The sequence below is a fragment of the Acinetobacter colistiniresistens genome, assembly GCF_000413935.1.
Taxonomy (GTDB): domain Bacteria; phylum Pseudomonadota; class Gammaproteobacteria; order Pseudomonadales; family Moraxellaceae; genus Acinetobacter; species Acinetobacter colistiniresistens.
Window position 1 is genome coordinate 279,318 of sequence record NZ_KE340381.1, and the last position, 23,004, is coordinate 302,321.

At 37.9% G+C, this 23,004-nt stretch carries 22 protein-coding genes and 1 pseudogene; 9 read left to right on the forward strand and 14 right to left on the reverse strand.

Annotation, left to right across the window (positions count from 1 at the left end):
• Positions 1–9 precede the first annotated feature (9 nt).
• The 3 genes from F907_RS04165 to F907_RS04155 all read right to left on the reverse strand — a co-directional run bounded on the left by F907_RS04165 (position 10) and on the right by F907_RS04155 (position 4,175).
• Positions 10–2,571 (reverse strand): hypothetical protein, encoded by a 2,562-nt coding sequence (locus F907_RS04165; RefSeq protein ID WP_016652926.1) that lies wholly within the window; start codon positions 2,569–2,571, stop codon positions 10–12.
• Between the two features lie 325 nt (positions 2,572–2,896).
• A complete protein-coding gene (gene dcd, locus F907_RS04160) occupies positions 2,897–3,466 on the reverse strand; it encodes a dCTP deaminase (protein ID WP_004675063.1) in 570 nt (189 codons plus the stop codon).
• Positions 3,467–3,581: 115 nt separating this feature from the next.
• Entirely contained in the window at positions 3,582–4,175 is a 594-nt protein-coding gene (locus F907_RS04155) for a LysE family translocator (RefSeq protein ID WP_016652927.1), read from the reverse strand.
• Between the two features lie 311 nt (positions 4,176–4,486).
• On the opposite strand from F907_RS04155, the gene F907_RS04150 reads away from it, so the two are divergent.
• A complete protein-coding gene (locus tag F907_RS04150; RefSeq protein WP_016652928.1) occupies positions 4,487–5,059 on the forward strand; it encodes a DUF2062 domain-containing protein in 573 nt (190 codons plus the stop codon).
• Positions 5,060–5,077: 18 nt separating this feature from the next.
• Here F907_RS04150 and apbC read toward each other — a convergent pair whose 3' ends face one another.
• From apbC to F907_RS0118120, 3 genes and pseudogenes are all read right to left on the reverse strand, one after another.
• Positions 5,078–6,307 carry an iron-sulfur cluster carrier protein ApbC gene (apbC, locus tag F907_RS04145; protein ID WP_016652929.1) on the reverse strand — a complete coding sequence of 410 codons (1,230 nt, stop codon included), beginning with the start codon at positions 6,305–6,307 and terminating at the stop codon, positions 5,078–5,080.
• 160 nt (positions 6,308–6,467) lie between these two features.
• Positions 6,468–7,004, reverse strand: coding sequence for a hypothetical protein (locus tag F907_RS04140; protein ID WP_016652930.1), 537 nt, complete (start codon positions 7,002–7,004; stop codon positions 6,468–6,470).
• Between the two features lie 190 nt (positions 7,005–7,194).
• Positions 7,195–7,731 (reverse strand): annotated as a pseudogene (locus F907_RS0118120) (GNAT family N-acetyltransferase).
• A gap of 107 nt (positions 7,732–7,838) precedes the next feature.
• On the opposite strand from F907_RS0118120, the gene F907_RS04135 reads away from it, so the two are divergent.
• The gene (locus F907_RS04135; RefSeq protein WP_032862347.1) at positions 7,839–8,336 is read left to right on the forward strand and encodes a hypothetical protein; all 498 of its coding nucleotides are present in this window, start codon (positions 7,839–7,841) and stop codon (positions 8,334–8,336) included.
• Positions 8,337–8,388: 52 nt separating this feature from the next.
• On the opposite strand, the gene F907_RS04130 is transcribed toward F907_RS04135, so the two are convergent.
• Both F907_RS04130 and F907_RS0118125 read right to left on the reverse strand, forming a co-directional pair.
• The gene (locus F907_RS04130) at positions 8,389–8,838 is read right to left on the reverse strand and encodes a hypothetical protein (protein WP_016652934.1); all 450 of its coding nucleotides are present in this window, start codon (positions 8,836–8,838) and stop codon (positions 8,389–8,391) included.
• Positions 8,835–9,275, reverse strand: a complete 441-nt coding sequence (locus tag F907_RS0118125; protein WP_032862303.1) for a hypothetical protein — start codon at positions 9,273–9,275, stop codon at positions 8,835–8,837. Before F907_RS0118125 ends, F907_RS04130 begins: the two co-directional genes overlap by 4 nt.
• A 194-nt stretch (positions 9,276–9,469) precedes the next feature.
• On the opposite strand from F907_RS0118125, the gene metG reads away from it, so the two are divergent.
• The 3 genes from metG to F907_RS04115 all read left to right on the forward strand — a co-directional run bounded on the left by metG (position 9,470) and on the right by F907_RS04115 (position 13,209).
• Positions 9,470–11,527 carry a methionine--tRNA ligase gene (metG, locus tag F907_RS04125; protein ID WP_016652936.1) on the forward strand — a complete coding sequence of 686 codons (2,058 nt, stop codon included), beginning with the start codon at positions 9,470–9,472 and terminating at the stop codon, positions 11,525–11,527.
• Between the two features lie 85 nt (positions 11,528–11,612).
• Positions 11,613–12,098 carry a hypothetical protein gene (locus tag F907_RS04120; RefSeq protein ID WP_016652937.1) on the forward strand — a complete coding sequence of 162 codons (486 nt, stop codon included), beginning with the start codon at positions 11,613–11,615 and terminating at the stop codon, positions 12,096–12,098.
• A 133-nt stretch (positions 12,099–12,231) separates the two neighbouring features.
• Positions 12,232–13,209, forward strand: a complete 978-nt coding sequence (locus F907_RS04115) for an MBL fold metallo-hydrolase (protein WP_016652938.1) — start codon at positions 12,232–12,234, stop codon at positions 13,207–13,209.
• Between the two features lie 60 nt (positions 13,210–13,269).
• Here the strand turns inward: F907_RS04115 and F907_RS04110 are convergent, their stop codons facing one another.
• Entirely contained in the window at positions 13,270–13,893 is a 624-nt protein-coding gene (locus F907_RS04110) for a LysE family translocator (RefSeq protein ID WP_016652939.1), read from the reverse strand.
• Between the two features lie 356 nt (positions 13,894–14,249).
• Here F907_RS04110 and F907_RS04105 point away from each other — a divergent pair, with 356 nt between their 5' ends.
• A complete protein-coding gene (locus tag F907_RS04105) occupies positions 14,250–15,872 on the forward strand; it encodes an oleate hydratase (protein ID WP_016652940.1) in 1,623 nt (540 codons plus the stop codon).
• A 46-nt stretch (positions 15,873–15,918) separates the two neighbouring features.
• Here the strand turns inward: F907_RS04105 and F907_RS04100 are convergent, their stop codons facing one another.
• Together F907_RS04100 and F907_RS04095 are read right to left on the reverse strand one after the other, a co-directional pair.
• Positions 15,919–16,677 (reverse strand): class I SAM-dependent methyltransferase, encoded by a 759-nt coding sequence (locus F907_RS04100; RefSeq protein ID WP_016652941.1) that lies wholly within the window; start codon positions 16,675–16,677, stop codon positions 15,919–15,921.
• A gap of 100 nt (positions 16,678–16,777) precedes the next feature.
• Positions 16,778–17,455: a DUF1345 domain-containing protein gene (locus tag F907_RS04095; RefSeq protein ID WP_005158588.1), complete on the reverse strand. Its 678-nt coding sequence runs from the start codon at positions 17,453–17,455 to the stop codon at positions 16,778–16,780.
• Between the two features lie 334 nt (positions 17,456–17,789).
• Between F907_RS04095 and F907_RS04090 the strand changes: the two genes are divergently transcribed.
• Both F907_RS04090 and F907_RS04085 read left to right on the forward strand, forming a co-directional pair.
• Positions 17,790–18,662, forward strand: a complete 873-nt coding sequence (locus F907_RS04090; protein ID WP_016652942.1) for a 1-aminocyclopropane-1-carboxylate deaminase/D-cysteine desulfhydrase — start codon at positions 17,790–17,792, stop codon at positions 18,660–18,662.
• A 53-nt stretch (positions 18,663–18,715) separates the two neighbouring features.
• Positions 18,716–19,912, forward strand: a complete 1,197-nt coding sequence (locus F907_RS04085; protein WP_016652943.1) for a BaiN/RdsA family NAD(P)/FAD-dependent oxidoreductase — start codon at positions 18,716–18,718, stop codon at positions 19,910–19,912.
• A 35-nt stretch (positions 19,913–19,947) separates the two neighbouring features.
• Here the strand turns inward: F907_RS04085 and F907_RS04080 are convergent, their stop codons facing one another.
• The 3 genes from F907_RS04080 to F907_RS04070 all read right to left on the reverse strand — a co-directional run bounded on the left by F907_RS04080 (position 19,948) and on the right by F907_RS04070 (position 22,375).
• On the reverse strand, positions 19,948–20,127 hold the full coding sequence (locus F907_RS04080) for a hypothetical protein (RefSeq protein ID WP_005158592.1): 180 nt from the start codon (positions 20,125–20,127) through the stop codon (positions 19,948–19,950).
• A gap of 256 nt (positions 20,128–20,383) precedes the next feature.
• The gene (locus tag F907_RS04075) at positions 20,384–21,946 is read right to left on the reverse strand and encodes a mechanosensitive ion channel (protein WP_016652944.1); all 1,563 of its coding nucleotides are present in this window, start codon (positions 21,944–21,946) and stop codon (positions 20,384–20,386) included.
• 228 nt (positions 21,947–22,174) lie between these two features.
• Positions 22,175–22,375, reverse strand: a complete 201-nt coding sequence (locus tag F907_RS04070; RefSeq protein WP_032862350.1) for a hypothetical protein — start codon at positions 22,373–22,375, stop codon at positions 22,175–22,177.
• A 206-nt stretch (positions 22,376–22,581) separates the two neighbouring features.
• Here F907_RS04070 and F907_RS04065 point away from each other — a divergent pair, with 206 nt between their 5' ends.
• Positions 22,582–23,004, forward strand: coding sequence for a hypothetical protein (locus tag F907_RS04065; RefSeq protein WP_016652946.1), 423 nt, complete (start codon positions 22,582–22,584; stop codon positions 23,002–23,004).

Below are 23,004 nucleotides of genomic sequence, written 5' to 3' on the forward strand. Positions count from 1 at the left end.
ACTCCCGTCTTATAATCCCTTCGTTGTTATTTTCATATGCTGAATTAACAGCCCATCAATCACAGCTGAACCAAAGTTATTTAATGCTGATGGATTCACACCACCTGTCACAGCAGTTGGTACAATATCAGAAGTGATTGCAGTTGAAGATCCTAAACCTGAGCCATATGCAACAGCTGCTTGTCCACCTGCAACTCTAAACCAAGGTGCATTTGCACGTGTCCCATATGTCCAATTGGTATTATTCACATGCGTTGGAGTAGGCGTATTAGAACTTCCACCATTATTAACTGCGCTTAAACGTGACAATCCATACAACCCACCTGTTGTTGTACTGCCTGAACTACCATTACATTGACCACCAGTTTCACCAGGCCAACAATCATCAGCGCCGCGCTGCCCACTTCCAGGGTTAGCAGTACTACCACCCACGATCTGACTCACATTGGTAACAGCCGCCGGATAACCGTTTCCTGCACCGCCAGTACCCAACGCGGCTCCGTTGTACCAAGTTAAACAATCTGTTGTGGTATTGGTACAATAACGAGCATAAGTACCATCGTCATTGCCAAAGATCTTGTTACCACTTGCATCAACACTCGTTAAATAAACCCAATCAACATGATTACCAGAAGTGTTATACCAACGATCTGTAGAAGATGAACAACCACTAATCCAAGTATAATTACAAGAAATTGAAGCTTGACCATACGGATCTGCTCTAGTCGCTGTTCCACCGCCACTAAATCCACCCGCACCACTAGAAACTGTGAGTCTATAACGATCTGTCACAATATAGCTGGTATCAACACGTTGCTGACGTTGTTGATATTGAGCTTCTTTAAAAATCTGGGTTCCTGAAATATTCGTTCTATTTTGTGGTGTGCCAAAAAATATCCCTAATGCTTCAACACTACTATCCGCAACTAAAGTTTGCCCACCATCATTACTTTTCACAGTACCAAAACTGATACTACTGTGCGTTGCAAGTTTTTTACCTGCTAATGCTGTAGATGAATAATCATTTAAGGCAGATCCACCTTGGTAGCCAGCGACAGTTGAACTACCACATTGGTAAACATTACAAGTAGAACCATAATAGGTCACACCTGTATCACTTGTATCACCTGCATAACGAGTATAAATTTTTGTATAAACATCTTGTTTATTTGGAATACGTGCTATTTCCAAACTAAAGTTCGTACCATCGGAACCAAAAACAACTGGTTGATAGAGTGAGCCTAATACTAAATTAATGTTAGGGTTATAAATAAATATTCCATCATCTGCTGCAAATGTAGGTGCATTCCCCCCCCCCAAAGCAGGTGTCGAGACTAAACTGGTATTTGATGTTTCTCTTGTACTCAATCGTAAAACATTACTTCCATTTGGATCTGGCGCAGTCCAAGATGCTCCAGAAACAGTATCTTTTACAGCACGATCTCTATAACGGAATTGACAAGCAACAGAACTAAATTGGACACCACCAGCATTACATCCGCCGGCAGAGCCATTATCCCCACCTAAAATACTGGTATTAGCATAGGTATTCCAAACCTCTGTATTTGACCATCCCGTTGATGCTGCTGTGGCATTTCTGTCTGTATTATAAGTTCTTGTTGATACACCAGCAATGTAAGTTGCTTTAACATTTGCAGCATCCCCACTGTTAAAACGCAAAATACCAGAAGCTCCAAGAGTATTATTATAAAATTTACTCATACCATTATTGATACCAGTATCACCAGAAAGACCAACTCCCCCTAAAGTTTGGAACAATTGTAAATTACTTCCATTTACACTGAAATTATTCCAAATCGCCTGCAATCGTAATCGATTTTCACGTGGTATTTGCGCCGTGTTTACAGCACTTGTATTACGAGTACAACCATTTAAGCAAAATTGATTTGCGTCACCTTCTATTTTACTTGGGTCTCTCACGAAAGCATCAGCCCATAAACCCAATTTAAGTTTATAAGCATCTAGCCCTGTATCTGATGTAAGTCCAGCAAGACTTTGATTATAAAGTGGAGCTTCCATAGAAAGGTAAGTAACTGAACTTTTAGATGTACCACCATTTGTACCATTGACATAAAAATCAGGTACATTGTAAGCAGTACTTGCCTTTAATAACCAAGGATTACTTGCTGTTCCCCAGCTCTTAATACTTGCATTAGCAGCAGTACTTGCTATACGGGTATTGGTATTGTTATCAGATTTAGAAACTGCTAAACCATATAAAAACAAATCTGCTTTACCAGCACCAGCTGCACTAGCTTCTGATGTTAAAGGGCCAACAGGAATGTAACGGATATAACCAGTATCATTTAATCGATCATCCGTATTACCAGCAATCCCATCCGCTCCAGCCAATGGAGTAGCCTCATTAGGACCTGCGCCACGGAAAATCATATAAGTATCTTGGGGTAGTAAAGCGATGCCTTCACCAGTGGTTTCACTTAAACCATCGTCTGATAATTCTTGCAATGCAAAAACTGACTGATTTAGACATAAACCAATCAAGGTCGCCAAAACAGTTTTTTGAAATGATACCGTATGAAGTGTAGTCATCTTGACCTTCCCATTACGCGATGCTCCGCACCATCGTTATTTTTCTAACTTCCTTTTGAGTGATTCCCTAAAAGAGAAATTGTATCCAAACATCACTCAAACACAGGTAATTTTACCCATATATATTCATTCTTAATTATGCCGATAATTTACACAAATGCAAAATATATTAGGTAAACGTTTTATTTTCCGATGAATGAATTATTGTTCTTAAATAATTTCTTTTAAATATATATCTGAATATTATATTTTTATTCCTTAAATATAAGGTTTATATTGCAACAACCAAAAAACCTTATGATTGTTGCAAAATGTAATTTAGAAATCATGTTTTCGGCAAAGTCACCCCTGTTTGCCCCTGATACTTGCCACCACGGTCTTTATAAGATGTTTCACACACTTCATCACTTTCAAAGAATAGCATTTGTGCAACACCTTCACCCGCATAAATACGTGCTGGGAGATTCGTTGTATTTGAAAACTCAAGCGTAACATGACCTTCCCACTCAGGCTCTAGTGGCGTTACATTCACGATAATACCGCAACGGGCATAAGTCGATTTACCTAAACACACCGTTAGGACATTTCGTGGAATACGGAAATATTCAATCGTACGTGCGAGAGCAAATGAGTTCGGTGGAATAATACAAACATCTGATTCGATATCGATAAAACTTCTATCATCAAAATTTTTCGGATCAACAATTGCAGAGTGAACATTGGTAAAAACTTTAAATTCACGTGCGCAACGAACGTCATAGCCATAGCTAGACACCCCATAAGAAATCAGTTTTTCTCCGTTTGCATCGAAACGAACTTGATTTTCTGCATAAGGTTCAATCATGCCGTGTTTTTCGCTCATTTCACGAATCCAACGATCAGATTTTATTGCCATAACTTTATATCCAAAATCTAAGTTAATGATTGGTGGGTACTTTAACGTAAAACGACATTAATGAAAACAACTGAACCCTGCTACCCAGATGGTTCAAGGTATCAGAAAATTAGAATTAGAGATTAATTAGAGCTGAATAGCTAATCGGAATAGCAAAGCTGATCAGTACAACTGATGCTGTACGCTGTAACTTAGATTGAGATAACCACTTAACTTTACTGGTTGCCAACACAGCGCCGACTGAAATCCAAAATAGTGCAATTGGGAGAATGAGTGCAACAAAGCTACTCATGTGCGCAACATAAATTTCTTGCGTTTGCCATGCCGTTGTTGGAAAAATTGCTGAAGCAAATAATAAAGCTTTAGGGTTTAATAATGTCGCACATAACAATTCTCTAGGTCGAATTGTAGGTTGATTTAAAATCACTTCTTGATTTGCTGTACGCCATAATTTAATCGCAAGGAAAATAATATACCTTGCACTTAATAGTTTTAAAAATGTTGGTAATAAAGGTAATGTCGCTGAGACTTTACCAATCAACATTCCCCATGCACTGATCGCAAGAATATAACCAATCGCTTCTGCAGGAATCAGCAATAAAGATTCACGCAATCCCACCTGAATACCAGAGGAAGCAAGTAAAGTATTGGTTGGACCAGGGGTGAGCAAAATAGTGATCACTAAACCAATAAAAAACCATGAAATCATTGAATGACCTCACTAAAAGATAAATTCAGATTAATATAATTGCCAAATGATAGCAAAATTTTAACTGTAAGCACTTATGACGAGAGCCTATTTAAATAAATGTTTTATCTATATTTTATTAATTACAAGTACACTCTACTCAAGAGTCACATGAGTAAAAAACCACGCTAAAATACAACACATATAACGTATTTTAAGTTTTTTTATTTTTTAACAAGATAAACTTTGGTGCTATTTTAAGTTTTCAATAAGTAAATAATGTTATTTTATATACATTCGTTCACTTTCTCTTTAAATGTGTTCCCTCGCTTATGCCTAAGAAGTTTTTTAACAAGTGGCTGCCTTCATCAGAGAAAGTTGCTAGTCTAAAATTTATGAGAATTTTTGGTGAGCGCACCTTAAATCCTCTACTTTGGTATGTGAACCGTCGTTCTATCGCGAAAGCCATGTTTATTGGAACATTTTGGGGAATATTACCTGTCCCTTTTCATAGCCTATTCATTATTTTGACTGTGTTATGGTTTGAAGTGAACTTGCCTATTGGTCTATGTATGGCTTGGTTAACCAATCCGCTCACTGTCGTTCCAATTCTCTATTTAGGTTTTTGGTTTGGAACTAAAATTTATCATGTGCGCATGATCAATAGCGATATGCTTTTAGGAGTTTTACACCAAATTATCAATTGGCTTAAGAATTTTGGTCATGGTCATATTGATTTCAGCCTTGCGAAGATTCTCGTGTCAGGGCTTATCATTGAAGCAATTTTATTTGCGATTAGTTTTTATTTAATTACACATTTACTTTGGCGTTGGAGCGTAGTGAATGCTTGGAAAAAAAGAAAACAAGTACTGCAATCAAATAATGACATTAAAAAAAGCCTCTAAATGAGAGGCTTTTCAAATTTAGAAAATACGATTTTCATCACGCTGACGTTTTGGCAATTTATCCATTTGTTTTAATACAGCTTGTGCGATATTGAGGTAGCTCTCTGCGGCTGCATCCTGAGCAATCACACTTGGTTTACCATTATCTGCATGTTCACGAATTTTTGCGTCTAAAGGTAAACGTCCTAATAAAGGAATATCATATTGCTCAGACAATTGATCTCCTCCGCCTATCCCAAAGATCTGTTCTTCATGCCCACAGTTAGAACAAATATGTGTCGACATATTTTCAATAACACCGAGTACAGGAATATTTACTCTGTTAAAGAGTTCGATTCCTTTTACCGCATCCATAAGTGCAACATTTTGAGGAGTCGTGACAATCACAGCGCCTGTTACTGGAATGCGTTGTGCCAAAGTCAGTTGGATATCACCTGTACCAGGTGGCATATCAATCACTAACACATCTAAATCTGGCCAAAGTGTTTGGTTAAAAAGTTGCATCAATGCACCAGTCGCTTTAGGACCACGCCAAGCCACAGGTGTATTGTGTGCACCAATCAAATGTCCGATTGAAAGCACAGCCATGCCATACGCATCTAAGGGCACAAAATTTTCATTTTCAATTTGTGGAGTACGTCCAGCATTCCCTAACATGGTTGGAATACTTGGACCATAGATATCTGCATCCAAAACACCGACTTTTAGACCGAGTTGTTGCAATGCAAGCGCCAGATTCACTGTGGTGGTTGATTTACCGACCCCACCTTTTCCTGACGATACCAATATTACATTTTGAATACGTGGATGTGCAGCCACATCGCGTTGTTGTGGTGCAGCTTTTTGAATCGGTGGATTATTGGGATCGACTTCCGCTTTAGGAGAAGCATCCATTACAGGTGGTAAATTGCTATTTTCTGCTTTTGGCTTCGATGAGCAGCTATGACCTGCTTCACCATGCGCTGCATGTTTTTGTTGGATAATATGTAAATTTAACTCTTGGATACCGCATTTTTCCAGAGCTTCAGCGAGTTCGTCGTGAATCTGTTGTAAGTGATCTTTTTCTTGAGGAAAAGTATTAATCGTGAGTTGTAAAATCCGACCTTGTACATTCACTTGGCTGATACGATCTTTTAATGCATTTTCAGAATGTGGCAGCACATAATTTTGTAAAACAGTTTGAATTTCATCTTCCTTCACTTCTTGTGCTGGTGAAAAAACAGATTTTAAGGAAGAAAGCCACGACATTTTGTTTACTCCAAAAACAGATGATCAATATATCACTGAGTTTGGCTAGTTTAGCAGTATTGAAGATTGGACGCTCACATCAGAGAAGATAATTGCTCATTTTTTATGAACGTGTTTTCTTCTCTGAGTATAAGCATGATGTTAAATAGTCATCAAAAGATTAACCTTTGAATTTATTTAATGTATCTGTTGCAGCTTTCTTTAAATCATCCAGTTTATGGCTCGCTTGAGCTTTTAGATCTTCAAGCTTAGCAGCAGCTTCATCTTTTAGTTCAGCAGCTTTTGCTTTGGCATCTTCTAACTTATGGCTTGCTTCTTGTTTTAAATGATCTAATTTCTCTTTGGCTGCATGCTGAGTATCTGCCAATTTTTCTTTCAGCTCATCTGCTTTAGCAGATAAAGCAGCTTTGCCCTCACCATACTGATCCGTTGCATTTGTTTTTAAATCATCTAAAGTTTGCTCACCCTTTTGCTTCAACTCATTCGCTTTATCTTTCGCTTGTTGCAGATCAGCTTTCGTTTGATCAAGATCTTTAGCTGCAAAGTTTTTAACGTCTTCGACAGTTTCCTGACCTTTTTGCTTGATGTCATTTCCAAGTTCGCTGACTTTATCTTTGGCTTGCTGTAAATCTGTTTTAGTTTGCTCCAAGTCTTTTGATGCGAACTCTTTTAACTGATCAATTTTGTCATTACTCATGTCTTGTTCCTCTTGTTATATCGTAATAAATTACTGTTGCTTTCAGTTATAGTTATACAAGATTCTGCGGATATTTAGAGGAATTGCTGCAAATTGAAACAAATGGGATACAGGATGATTCAAATCATTTCTGTTCGATAATCTTTTGAATTTTTAGATATAAGAATCATATAAAATAATAACAGCGGTTTTACCCCTTAAACTCCTGTTTAGATATTTCATACAGTACGTGCCAGCTTAATGGATGATTGATATCTAAAGCAGGATGTTGAAATTCAGTGATCTTTCTCATTTTTATCTTCTCCATCACCTTCTAAGATTTTTTATTATCTAGGGTATAAAAGATACAACTTTTTTCTAGTTTGAACTGATCAAACGCAAAAGCTAAAGCAGCATTTACCGCTTCTGGCGCATAACCCCTCCCCCAAAAAGCTTGATCTAAGCGCCAACCAATTTCAACGTAAGTTGAAAAGGAAAATTGTGTGGGTTGATCATGTAAACCCACAAAACCAATAAATTGTTGGGTTTCTCTGAATTCCACTGCCCAAAAACCCCAACCTTGTTTTTGAATGATTGCTTTTAATTTATCAATATAAGCATTGCTTTCAGCGCGAGTTAGAACTTTTGGAAAATACCGCATAACCTCTGGATTAGCGCTCATCTCTGCAAAAGGTAAATAATCCGTGTCTCGCCATTGGCGTAAAATCAGTCTTGGTGTTTCGATCATTTTTACAACCATCAAATTTCAATTAAAAACTATTCACAATATACAGAAATAGTTCAGATATACTTTTGCGCTATCGTGAAATTAACCTGACTTATAAAGCTTTATATATGAATGAAAATGAACTTCTAGAAATTCAAAATGAACTGCAAGCTCAACAAAAGCGCCTGAATTATATTCTTTCGAGCAAACGAAGAATCCAAAGCATGATTGATTCTTTTGAAGGTGATTTGGCAGAACAATTACTTCCTGTCATTCATAATGAAAGCAATGATTATGCGGGAATCGCAACAAGTTTGGCACTTTCAATTTGTTGGAAATTTTCAAAAGTTGAATTTCCAAAGACCGTTCATTGGTGCAGCGAAATGAGCATTAGCGACTTACAAGTTAAAGATGAATTTACGACTGTGATCAAAGCTCAAGCATGGTTAGGTACTTTGGGAAGTGATGAACTTTGGCAAACACCGCTATTTGCCGAAATTACAGTTGATCCAAAAACCAATAGTTTAAAAAGCTATCACATCCATTTCTTATCTAAAGGGAAAATCATCTCTTTAAGGAAGAACTCCAAGCAAAGTGTGACCGTTAAGCAGATGCAAAGTATGTAATCCTTAGGGATGCATACTTCACTAAAAACAAATTAATTCAAATATTTGATTATTATTTATCTAAGAATTTTTCTATACTATTTGCTGTAATAACTCCAAGTAACAGTGGAATTAGCATAAAAATATATGCAGAAATCAAAGTGATCAATAGCTCTAACTGAAAGCCCAATAAGAGAATACTGCTTACAAGATAACCTATGAATAAAAAAACTAAAGCTCTAAGAATTTGCGATTTATCTATGACTTTCTTAGGTTTAGGTAAAAAATAACCAATTACAAAATAAAGAAAACTATGCCATCCAATCAAAATTGGAGTAAACATAATTATTGCCCCAATACCTCTAATTTCTCCATTAGAAAGAGTTTCAGAAGGAAAGTACTGTTCATAAATCAGAAAGCCCCATACACAAATCACAATACTAATAGTTGCAACTGATCCCGAAATAATTGAACGGATACACCACCATATAAAAGAAATATCTTCACTATAATAATTTTTCATTTTTTACCTATTAAAAAGTAACATGTATTCGCACTCATACATCCTAACGCCAGAATCGGTAGCATGGTGAAATACATCAAAATACCGATCTTTAAGGCTGAGAAATCAATCTGATTGACCTGATCTTCGAATAAAATCATTGCAACGAGGAATGTCCAAGCAATTAAAATGACAAGGCTTATTTTTAAAAACTGCAATAAATCAAAAATCTGAGTGGGCAGTTTCAATACTGCAAAAACAATCAAATAAAAGATAAAAGCCAAAATGAGAAGGATTGGGGTCAGATACATCATGACTTCCATCCTATCACTGACCACATGAATCAGATGATTCTGTCGAACATTTAAGAACAAACAAAATGGAATCACAAAACTAAAAACAGAAACTATACTGGCTGAGAGTGATGCACAGACTAAAGACCAAGACCTCTTTTCTATTCCTCTATTTTTGAGATTGTGCTTATTTTTAACAAATGAAATGTGTTTTGGTTGAAGCCAAAGTGAAGCTTGTATGAAGTTTCAAAATAAGATTCCCTTCAGGCTAAAAAGATTTCACCGATTCCCTTGTGCAAGTCGCTCTTAAGTCATGTAAAATCATTTGCCTTGTAAATACGAATGAGAGAACAATATCCGTGCGTAAAATTTTAGTCACCAATGCCCTTCCTTACGCCAATGGCCCGATTCATATGGGTCACTTACTTGGCTATATCCAAGCAGATATTTGGGTACGTGCCATGCGTGCGATGGGTCATGATGTGACTTATGTCTGTGCGGATGATGCTCACGGAACCGCGATCATGCTACGTGCCGAAGCGAATGGCATTTCACCTGAAGCGCAAATTGCCAATGTGCAAAAAGAACACATTCGTGACTTTGACGGTTTCGGTGTGCATTTCGATCATTATGATTCTACACATAGCGATACCAACCGTGCCCGTGCGTCAGAAATCTATGTGAAAAACCGTGATGCGGGCAATATTGCAGTTCGTCCGGTGACCCAGCTTTTTGATCCTGAAAAAGGCATGTTCCTGTCAGACCGTTTCATTAAAGGCACCTGTCCGAAATGTAAGGCGGAAGATCAGTACGGCGACTCATGTGAAGTCTGCGGTGCAACTTATAATGCGACAGAGTTGTTGAATCCGCATTCCACTTTAAGTGGCGCAACTCCAGTCGAAAAATCATCTGATCATTACTTCTTTAAATTGCCAAATTTTGGTGAATACCTGCAAAAATGGACTCGTGATGAAGGTCGCTTGCCGGTATCGATTGCCAACAAGCTGGACGAATGGTTTGAAAATGGCTTGAATGACTGGGACATCTCACGTGATGCGCCATACTTCGGTTTTGAAATTCCAGATGCACCAAACAAATATTTCTATGTTTGGGTCGATGCACCGATTGGTTATATGTCGAGTTTTGAAAACTACATCAAAACCAAACGTCCTGATTTAAGCTTTGATGATTTCTGGAAAAAAGACAGCGACAAAGAAGTTTATCACTTCATTGGTAAAGACATTGTTTACTTCCATGCACTGTTCTGGCCTGCAATGCTTGAAGGTGCGAACTACCGCACCCCATCTGGTTTATTTGTAAATGGCTTCTTAACGGTGAATGGTCAGAAGATGTCAAAATCTCGTGGCACATTCATTAAAGCTGAAACTTATTTACAGCATTTGAACCCAGAATATTTACGTTATTACTTTGCTTCTAAGCTTTCTGACAAAGTTGAAGATTCAGATTTGAATTTGGATGACTTCGTACAGAAAGTGAATTCTGACCTTGTCGGTAAAGTGGTAAATATTGCCAGCCGTTGTGCAAAATTCATTAACAGCAATTTCAATAATACGCTTTCTAACACATGCGCTGAACCTGAATTGGTTCAAAGCTTTATTGATGCGGGCGATTCAATTGCTCAAGCCTATGAAGCACGCGAATTTTCTGCGGCTATTCGTGAAATCATGGCACTTGCGGATAAAGCGAATCAATATATTGATGAGAAAAAACCGTGGGCACTTGCGAAGCAAGAAGGTCAAGAACAACAAGTTCATGATGTTTGCTCAGTTGGTATCAACTTATTCCGTCAGCTTGCGATTTACTTAGCTCCAGTGCTTCCAACACTTGCGGCTCAAGTTCAGTCTTTCTTACAACTTGAAAGCTTTGACTTTGCATCACGTCAGCAAATCCTCGTTGCACACGAAATTGCACAATTCCAACCACTGATGCAGCGTGTTGATCCTAAAGCAGTTGCTGCAATGGTTGATGCATCTAAAGACTCTTTAGCTGCTGCGGCAGAAGCACCAAAAGTGGAAAAGAAAAAAGAGAAGAAAGCCGAGAAGAAGCCTGAACCTAAAATGGGTGAAGCTGAAATTATTGGTATTGAAGACTTTATGAAAGTTGACCTACGTGTAGCTGAAGTTTTAGAAGCTGCAACGGTAGAAGGTTCTGATAAATTACTTCAACTCACGTTAAATGTAGGTGAAGCTGAACCACGTAATGTGTTTAGTGGTATTCGTGAGTTTTATGAGCCCGAAGACTTAAAAGGCAAATTGGTGGTGATGGTGGCTAACCTTGCACCTCGCAAAATGCGTTTTGGTATTTCTAACGGTATGGTACTTGCCGCAGGTAATGGCGAAGGTGTTTGGGTGATTTCACCTGAATCTGGTGCTAAAGCTGGTGATAAAGTGTCTTAATCAGCGTCTAGTGGCTTAAAAGACTTCTTTGGAAGTCTTTTTTTGTGTTAGTGTGCAAAAATAAAACCATGATAAAACTTATAATATGCCTATTACAAACACGAACTTTCCACAGAAACCTAAATGGCTTAGTTCAGCATTTGTCATTTGGGGACCATTTATTGGAACATTAATCATTGTAATCACATTTCATAGCCCCATTATGTTTGGTGATCCAATACGCTTTTTAAAAGGTCTCATTACGCCCTCAATCATATTTCCAATGATTGGAGGATTATTTTTAATTACACCCTTTGGTTATTTACTTGGTATCATTCCTGCAATAATCACTCAATTGTTGTTCCAGCATTTCTTTGCCAAAAAGCTTGCTCAAATATCCTTAATGCGCAGCATGATCTATAGTTGCATTTTAGGCTTTATGCTTGCACCCTTTATTTTAATTCTTGCTATACTCACCCCATCACCTTTAATCACCTTTGGTTATCTGCAATTTGTTCTCATCCTCCCTACAATATTAATTTGCACTGTTATTGAATGGAAAAAAGTCCAAAACAATCGACAAATAAATTGAAGCACGAACATAAACTCTTTTGAAACTCAGAACAAAACTCACTTACACAGACAGATTTTTTGTTGGAAAATCCTCCCTGTCAAGTTGCAATTCATGTTAAAAGTGTTGTTTCTCTAATAACTTTAATGACCTTATGAAAAAAACAGCCCTACTCCTTTCAGCATCATTCTTAAGCAGCCTTCCATTCCTTATCCATGCAGAAACTAGCAAAACTCTGCCGATCATTGAACAACAAAAACAGGTTGCAGGCTACTACCAATATCAAGCAGATGACGTACAAATCACTGCCTTGCTTGATGGCACCAACTTTATGTCGCCAAACTTATTTAAAGACATTCCACAACAACAAGTTCACGAGATTTCAAAAAAATACTATGCAGATCAAGATAAAGGCGTACAAACTTCAGTCAATGCCTTCCTCGTCAATACAGGAAAATCTCTGGTTTTAGTCGATAGCGGTGCAGCGAGTTGTTTCGGCTCACATTTAGGTTCAGTGTTAACCAACCTAAAAGCATCAGACTATCAACCAGAACAAGTCGATACGATTCTACTCACACATCTACATCCCGATCATGTCTGTGGTATTAGTAAAGATGGCGTTGCCAATTTCCCGAATGCAACCGTATACGTATCGAATGATGAAGCAAGTTTTTGGTTAGATCCGAAACAAGCAGCAAAACTACCGAAAGAAAAACAAGCCAATTACTCAGGTACGGTTGAGAAAATTAAACAAGCGATTGCGCCTTACCAAGCCAAACAACGCTTTAAAACCTATAAACTCGGTGATGAAATTCAGGGCTTTAAAGTCATTAACACGGCGGGTCATACACCTGGGCATTTTAGTTATGAATTAAAAACCAAAGATGAAAATGTGGTGTTTATTGGTGATATCGTACATTCACATACCGTGCAATTTGATAAACCTGAAACAGCAATTGAATACGATATTGATCCGAAAAAAGCGGTTCAAACACGTTTAAAGCAATTTGCTAATTTCGCTAAAAATGGACAAACCATTGCCGCTCCACATTTACCGTTCCCCGGCATTGGACATATTTATTCAGCAGATGGAAAGAGCTATCAATGGATTCCTGTACATTTTAAAGATTAAGACAAATGAGCTGATTTTAGGCAATAAAAAAGCGACTTCCATAGTCGCTTTTTTACGGTATCACTTCATTCCAAAGATTAACTTCAATCCCAGCAAGGTCATCACCCCACCTGCAATACGATCAAAAACAGCCTTAGATTTTAAATACACTTTGCGAGGACCTTCTGCTGACAATGCAACAGCCACTAGCGAATACCAACCTGCATCAATAAAGAAGCATAGCATCGGCAACACCACATAAAAATACGTTGGGATTTCTTTCGGCAATAACGCGGTAAAAATACTGGCAAGGATAATCGCAATTTTAGGGTTACTGAGTTGGGTAATCAGTCCTAAACGAAATGCTTGCGTATAACTCATGGTCTTCACTGCACCATTTACAGCTTCCATGGGTTCTTTGGCATGTTTAATAATTTTATACGCCAGCCAAAGTAAGTAGAGACCACCAAAAACTTTCAAAGCAATATAGGCAGAAGGCACAGCCAGCAAAATCGCTTGTAGCCCCATCACTGCCAGCAAACCAAATAATGCTGCACCCGTGCCTGTACCAAGCGCAGTAAATAAGCCATGTTTACGTGAAATCGCAATTGAGTTTTTGGCAACATAAATAAATGTAGGACCAGGACTAATTGCCCCCAACATTAATGCCAAAGTAATAGAGCCTAAAATCAATAATGATTCCAAGATAGACCTCAAGATTAGAATAATTTTCAACTATTTATTTTACTTAAAAAACTATAATAGAAGATATAATTTTTTTGATTTCTGTTTATAAATTTAAGGATTTTTCCAGCAATTTGATATTTAGTAAAAAACCAAAAATAGAGTAAAAACTCAATTTAATTTCAATATCAAACAGTTAAAACATAGCATATGAACAGTAAAATTTTATTGTGCATCCATTTTTTCTATTAAAGTTTTTTTCTGATAATAATTTATCATCGATTTTTAGCAGAACTTTCATATATTTTTAAAACACATAATCCCATAATAAAATTATGGCTTTAATTTTCTTTAGAACTACAACCGAGGCACATCAGATGCAAAATAAAAGACTGAAAACATTAGATCGCTCTAAATCACATCTTTGGATTGTAGGTGGAGGCATAGCTGGTATGGCTGCTGCTGCTTTTGCGATTCGTGACGCTAAAGTGCCAGCCGAACATATCCATATTCTAGAAGAGTTGAATGTTTCTGGTGGTTCAATGGATGGTGGACATAATCCGCTTAATCCGAACCAAACATGGGTCACGCGTGGTGGGCGTATGCTAACTGATGAGACTTATTTGTGTACTTGGGATTTATTTTCAAGCATCCCATCTTTAGAAAATCCAGACATTTCTGTTCGTGAAGAATGTCGTGAATTTAACGAACAAATTAAAACCAATGCTCAAGCACGTTTGATCGACTCAAATCATATTATTGCAGAAGCTCAAAAATTGGGATTATCAACGCTCAACCGTGCTCAAATGTTACGGCTGTTAGCATTAAAAGAAGATCGTATTGGTAGTCGCCGTATCGATGAATTTTTTGATGATGCATTTTTCCAAACTAATTTTTGGCGGATGTGGCGAACCACTTTTGCGTTTCAAAAATGGCATAGCGCAGCAGAATTACGCCGTTATTTTTTACGTTTCATTCAAGAATTACCACGCATTCATACCTTAGCAGGCGTGAAAAGAACCAAATACAATCAATATGATTCAATGATTCATCCGCTACAACGCTGGTTGGTGGAACAAGGCGTTGATGTTCGTTTCGGTAGTTATGTCACAGATGCAGACTTTGTCGAAGATGCCCAAACGAAGGAACGTAAGGCAGCCAAACTCTATGTCAACATTCCAGAAGGCACTGAACAAATTCAACTGGGCGAGCATGATCTTGCACTCTTTACTTTAGGTTCAATTACGGCTGACTCACGTTATGGTGATAAATTCGATGTTCCTGAGCTGATTCGTGATCGACAAGATCATGGCTGGCGTTTGTGGGAAACACTGGCTCAAAAAGCCCCTGATTTTGGTCGTCCAATGACCTTTTATGGCAACATTGATGAGCATAAATGGAAATCCTTTACGCTCACCATGCATGATGATGTGCTGCTAAAACGGATTATTGATTACACAGGAAATGAACCCGGTACAGGTGCATTGATGACTTGGTTTGAATCTGGTTGGCATCTGTCTGTGGTCGTTCCAGCTCAACCGCATTTTGCTGACTTACCAGAAGGCAAATTTACCTTATGGGGTTATGGTTTTGAAATTGATCATATCGGCGACTACATTAAAAAACCAATGAGTGAAGCCACAGGTCAAGAGATTTTAATTGAGTTGATTCATCAATTTGGTTTCGATGACATCTTAGATCATGTGTTGGCACATACCGACATTACCACGGTAATGATGCCTTATGCCTCTGCCCTATTTGCATGTCGTAAAGCTGGTGATCGCCCATTGGTCATTCCAGAAAATGCGGTCAACTTTGCTTTCTTAGGTCAATTCGTAGAGCTTGAAGATGATGTGGTTTTCACGGTGGAATATTCAGTACGTTCTGCCATGATTGCCATTTATCAGCTCTTAGGTGTCGAACGTGAAATTCCAGAGATTTACAATGGTTTACTCGATCCTAAAGTTGGCTTAAATGCTTTGGAAGCAGTTTTTCATTAAATTTTAAAAAGCCATAGGGTAAATTGCTGCCCTATGGTTATTCAACTTATTTTGATAAAACGATATAAGCAACTTCACTGCTAAAAGAACCATCGGCTTTGATTTGATAATATCGTTGCACCTGCTCTGATGCTTTGCTTTGTAAATCACGTATGGTGGTAATGGCATATTCAGGCGTTTGCATCCGTTCTGTCCAACTTTGGAAATCTAAATCCAAACGTTGCTTTGCAACGGTTTCAACTTTAAAGCCTGTAGATTCCGCGAAATACATCCATTCCTGCAAACTATAATTTCTGACATGACTCGGATCTCGAATCATTTCAATGGTCTGAAAAAAGCTATCAATCGCTGGATTTGAATTTCCTAAAATATCAACAATAATAACTTTGCCGTCTTGAGTTAATACACGATAAATTTCATGCATTGCCTGAGCAACACTCTGCCAATGATGCGCTGAATAACGCGTGATGACACAGTCAAAACATTGATCTATAAAAGGTAATTTTTCCGCTGCACCTTGTTGGGCAATCACGTTTTCAAAACCTCGTTGTTTGGCTTGAATCGATACAAGCTCAACCATTGACGGTGTTAAATCATAGGCAACTACTTCATCAACCAATGCTGCCACCTGATAAGTCACATGCCCACCACCACAGCCCAAATCTAAGACTTTTTGAAATTGATGAGATTGGATGAGTTGTTGTATCTTCTGAAATTCGACGCCTTGTGCATGTACGTGACTGTTTAAATAAGCTTGCGATTTATCTTGGTATTGCTGTTGATTAACTTGATGCTGAGTGGTCATGTTTTTATCCTTGCGATGTCATCTAGCTTTTAAAATAGACGTCACTAATCAAAAATAAAAATGATGAATTTTAATTCAATCAATAAAAATAAGTTATCAATTATAATCCAATCAAACTGGCTGCCACATTGATTGCGATGGCTAAAATCATGGTATTAAAAATAAAAGCCAAAACACAATGAAAAATATTCAGATGCCTCAATTCAGAACTGGTAATCGAAACATCTGCCGTTTGTGCAGAAGTGCCGATAATATAACTAAAATAAATAAAATCGAGATAATCAGGTTGATCAGTTTTTGGAAAATCTAAACCAGGATTCTTTTGCTGACTTTTGGCAAGATAATAATCATGCGCATAATGAATCGCAAATAAGGTATGTAGTAACAGCCATGTTGAAAAAATAGTCCCTATGGTCAATAAAATCAGGAATCCTTTTAAAAAAGCCTGATCTTTGGGGACATGGCTGAGTTGTACTACAATTGAAATAAAACAGATCACAATGGCGATCAAGACAACATTCAGAATTGCCCATTTCCCTGCATCTTGTTGCTGAGCGCGTTGTAAAATATGAGTTGAGTCTAAGCGCCACATCATTTTTAAAGTCAGAAATAAATATAACCAAATGGCAATATTCCACCCAATTTGTAGACAAGTCGCCCATTGCCAAGGCGTAAAAAAATGCAAAACAGCATAGATCACTAAACCTAAACTAAAGGTTGCTGATAAGTATGGGCGATGTTTTAGCCCTCTCGCAAAACGCTTTACAAAGCCTTGCATCTTTCACCCGCTGCTATTTTTTATTCACAATCAATTTAGGCTTATATTTAACACTGTAATCTTATATCAAAGTACCTTATTGCCTATATTTTACCTAAACCACACAAACCATGAGCCAAGTGATAGACACTTAAACTTTTGAAATTCATCTATGGTAAATGTTATCGAAAAGTAGTTAAAACATAAGCGAATTAGATTGGACTAAATCGAATCATGCATAAAGTAATTTAGCCATTCCAATACTGACCAAGATGAACGAGGTTCGAAGAACAATACTGACTTTCACGATCGAATACACTTACAATAGGATTCAATTCATTTCCCTTGTTCGAAAATGTTTGATCACATTGCCTTTGATACACCTTATCAAACATTGCAACTTCCCCAGCCTGTTCAACTGACCATCAAACGCCTTGACCTGATTCATCCCCAGATTTCGGGCAATAAGTTTTTTAAACTCAAATACAACCTCTTGGCAGCACAACAGCAAGGTTTTTCTCAAGTCCTCACTTTTGGCGGTGCATTTTCCAATCATATTGCAGCAACGGCTTATGCAGCTCAACGCTTTGGCTTTCAAAGTATTGGCATCATTCGTGGTCAAGAACTTGCGACCCAAGACTTAAATCCTACTCTACAAACAGCGCAAGATTTTGGCATGCAACTGCATTTTGTCAGCCGAGCCGAATATCGTCTGCGCCATGAAGTGGAATATTTACAACAACTTCAACAGCAATATCCTCAAGCCTTTATTATTCCAGAGGGTGGAAGCAATTCCCTTGCCATTCAAGGGACACAGGAAATCCTCTCCCCTGATGATTTAGAAAATTATGACGTAATTTGTTGTGCTGTGGGTACTGGTGGAACTCTTGCAGGCATCATTGAAAGCAGTTCAGATCACCAGCACATTTTAGGCTTTTCAGCCTTGAAAGGTGATTTTCTCAAACAGGACATTCAACAATGGACTGATAAAAGCAATTGGTCTTTAACCGATGCCTATTGTGGTGGCGGCTATGCCAAAACCACACCTGAATTATTGAAATTTATTCAAAATTTTGAGCAAAAATATCAAATTCCACTCGAACACATTTATACAGGTAAAATGATAATGGGACTTCTTGATTTAATCCAGCACAATCATTTCCCTGCCCACACTCGAATCCTGGCCATTCATACAGGTGGGTTGCAAGGAAAGCTTAAAGCATATTAAAACCCCCACAAATCTTTTATAATTGCTCGCTTTTCGTCTACCGAGTAATCCTCATGGTTCATCAAGTTGATGTTGTTGTTTTAGGTGCAGGTGCATCAGGCTTGATGTTGGCTGCAGAGGCTGGTAAACGTGGACGTTCCGTTGTCGTATTAGAAAAAGCCAATAAAGTAGGTAAAAAGATTCTAATGTCTGGTGGTGGCAAGTGTAACTTCACTAACCTAGATGTTGAACCTTCAAATTATATTTCTGAAAATCCACACTTTGTTATTTCAGCGCTCACTCGTTACACCAACTGGGATTTTATTGGTTTGGTCTGCGAATATGGTATTGAATATGAAGAACGTAAACACGGTCAGCTATTTACAATCAAAGGTGCAAAAGAAATCCTCGAACTTTTACTTGCAGAGTGCAATAAAGCGAAACAGGTTCAGATTCAGACCCATTGCGAAGTACAACGCATAACAGCACAAACAGATTCAGGTTTTATCATTGAAACCAATCAAGGCACTTATCACTGTGAATCTCTCGTTGTGGCGACTGGTGGCTTATCTATTCCAACACTAGGAGGCTCTGGTTTTGGATATGAACTTGCTCAACAGTTTGGACACCATGTTTTTCCTACCCGTGCGGGTCTAGTCCCCTTCACCTTTTCGGACCATTTTAAAGAAGTCACAACACGCTTAAGTGGTAATGCTTTAGATGCAACACTGGTGAATGATCGCCATCAATTTACTGAAGCTTTGTTGTTTACTCATCGAGGCTTAAGTGGACCAAGTTCATTACAGCTCTCAAATTATTGGCATGTGGGTGAAAGCTTTAAAATTGATTTTTTCCCGAGCCAAGATTTAGTTCAATTCTTCAAGGAAAAGAAAAAGTCGCAACCCAAAGTTATGCTCAGAACTTTGCTCAGTGAATTCACGGCGAAAAGTATCGTGCTTGAGCTACAACAACTAATTTGGGCGGAACAAAGTGAAACTGCGATTGGCAATTTTAGCGATTTACAACTAGAGCAAATTGCTGATCAATTGCACGCCTTTTCTGTTAAACCATCTGGAACTGAAGGATATCGTACTGCTGAAGTCACATTAGGCGGCGTAGACACTAGCGAAGTTTCTTCAAAAACCATGGAAAGTAAAAAGCAGAAAGGCTTATATTTTATCGGTGAAGTACTCGATGTAACAGGTCATTTGGGAGGATATAACTTCCAATGGGCATGGTCTTCGGCTCAAGCAGCGGCTCAATTTGTTTAGTTCACTTAACACATTAAGCCGATTGCTAAATAACACTAAGCATGATGATCTGAAGAGTTAGCAGCTTCTGTAGAAGATACTTTTTGAGTATTTTTAATTGGTTTTTCTTTAGCTGTATTTGATTTCGCAACAACAAATTTGTACGCACTCGCCAAAAAACCTACAGTAATACCTGCAATAATAATCGGTGCAAATACGCGATTTGGCCTCTTCATTTCACTCTCCTCTATAGAATTTTTATTTAGAGACTATTGATACTTTATCTATTAATGAATTGCTTTTCAGGTCAAATTTTTGATTAATCCTATTAAACTACAGTCATATGTACCCTAAAATTCAGTTTTAAGTCTCGTTTTTCTAAAATATGCCCTAATCACGATATAGATAAAAACTCAATAATGCTTATACAAACAAAACGACCACCCTTCTTAGAGTGGTCGAATTGGTTCAAAAAATCAAAGATTATTTTTACTATTCATCCGAATAAGGTGGGGTCGGTGGTGTTATTGGTGGTACCGAATGACTTGGTGTGATTTCTTTATCTAACGGATTTGGCTGTTTCGCTTCATTCTCTGCCTTATCTAATAAACCTGTCAATAAGCGTTCTGCAGGTTGACGACCACCTAAACCAAATGCCAAGGCAAAAGCAACTGCAACTGAACCAAGCGTCAAACCAAAAGCCAAATTCACAATGGAATCCGCAATACCCATAGCTTTTAGACCCATCGCAATCACTAAGCCCATAATTAAAATACGAACTAGGTTTGCTAACCAACGTGAACTATTGTATTCACCGCGTTGTACCACATTAGCCACGACATTGGCGAGCCAGAATCCAATCACCAAAATGACTGCACCCAATAAAATACTTGCACCAAAATGAATAAACATCGCAATCAGAACACTTACTTGCTCTAAGCCAAGACGGTTCGCAGCTTCAGAGATTGCAAACAACATGGTAAAAAATACAATCAAATAACCGATCAGATCAGAAATACGTGTTTGTCCAAGGAATCGTTGCAAATCAAGCTTCATTGGAATTTCATCAATTCCCGCCCCTGAAATCAGTTCAGCGACTAAACGTCCAACAAAACGAGAAACAATATAAGCAACGATTAGAATTAAACCAGCTGCAATAATTTGTGGAATTGCATACATAATTTCATTCAACATCGCGGTTGCGGGTTGAGAAATCGCTTGGATTCCTAAAGCTTCAAATGCCACAATCAACGCTGTGATGACAATAATTGCAAACACAAATGAGCCTAAAAATTTCGATATATTTGAGTTTTTAAATAATCCTACTTTTTCAGCTTGCGTTTGTAATCCCAAGCTATTACCTAATCCCTCGACAATACCGCGCACAATCTTGGCGAGAATATAACCTACAAAAAGGATCACACCCGCAATAAACAAATTAGGCAGATAAGCAATCGCTTCGTTTACCATGTTTTGTACAGGAATCAGCAGTCCTGTTAAACCTAAAATAGACAGCACAATTGGTAGAAATAGTAATAAAACCAACCAGTAAAAAATTTCTGCGATATTACTACTTAAAGCGTTAACACCAACTTCACTGCTTAGCTTCTCATCTAATTCTGTTCTAGATAATACATTGGTCAATCCAGCACGTACCAAACGCGCCACAATCCAACCAATAAATCCTACTGCAACGGCTGCAAATAAGTTTGGTATATAAGCAAGTACTCGTCCTACCATATTGCTAAACGGGTCACTTACACCACTAATATTTAAAACATTGAGTGAGCCAACCACAGCGAGAATCATAACAAACCAAAACACCAATTTAGAAACCAAGTTTTCAATATTGGGCGTACGATCAGTTACCGAAGATAACTTGTGATTGGTACCAACCTTTTGCAATAGCCGCTTTACACCTGCGGCAATGATTAAGGCAATAATCCAACCCACTAGTAAGATCATAATTGCCGCTAAAATTGGGTGAAACTGGTCCCAATAATACATTGCGTTGAATCCTCCTCTCTGGGAGGGATCAGTAAAGTATTCATTCATGTGTTGTTATCCTTATGTTGTGTTTTAAAATTAATCAAAGCACCCATGATCGCTCTATAACCAAGAACATAACTTATGGATGCCTCAACCTTAATTTTTGTCTATTTTCCAATCAACAAGCGGCAGCACTAATACAACAAAAAGTCCGCATAATTTTGCAAAAAAACTCATTGATTCACACCAATGAGTTTTTTCAATTCAACAGGTTTTGGTCTAAAAATAAACGATCTAGGCATCCAAAAGTACCGACTGCATATGAGACAGTATTGCCTGTGCAGTTGGATTCGCTGAATGATCCGCGACCATATAAACAAGAAGTGCAATTAGGAAAACCCCCACAATGATCAACATATAAACGGGTAGTTTCCTTTTCTTTGCAATTTCCTCTCGACTCGCCACATGAGGTTGTGGCTTACTAAAATCATGCATCATAGCAGCCCTCATCCTTTTATTTGTTAGGCTTTTATCTTAGCAATACTCAATGTTGCATTGTGTGAAAAAGCTTCGGACTATCGTTGCTGTGTTTGCAGAACTCTACTTTTTTTATTTATTTTTTTGTTTAAAATATAGTCGGTTTTAGAATACGCTAAAAATAAGCTATACTAGTCTGCTTCGTTTTTCATATGTTTTGCTTTATGTCCTATAGTCAACAAAGTGTTTCTCTTGATTTAGACACGGATGTTACTCATCAATGTTTTTTACATCACACACGTGATGAACATTTAATAGGAATTATTGAGTTCAATAAGCCAAGCTATATCTTAAAGTGGGGAGATTTAGAATACTTCCGTCGTCGTACTGAAGAATTCTCCGTCATGCCTTTACCTGATTGTGTAAATGCAATGATTATCGATATTCGAAATGTACAACCTTTTTTAGACAATGAAGTGCCTATTTTACCTTGGCGCCTACTCGAAGAAGATTGCCCTGTTCGCCTTGTTGTTCCTCAAGACCGTTTAGAACATTATATCGGTATTTTTGAACCGACATGGCTGAACACTGATGTCGATACTGCCATTCAAGAAATCCGTGAATTTATGGATATGTTTGTACATTAA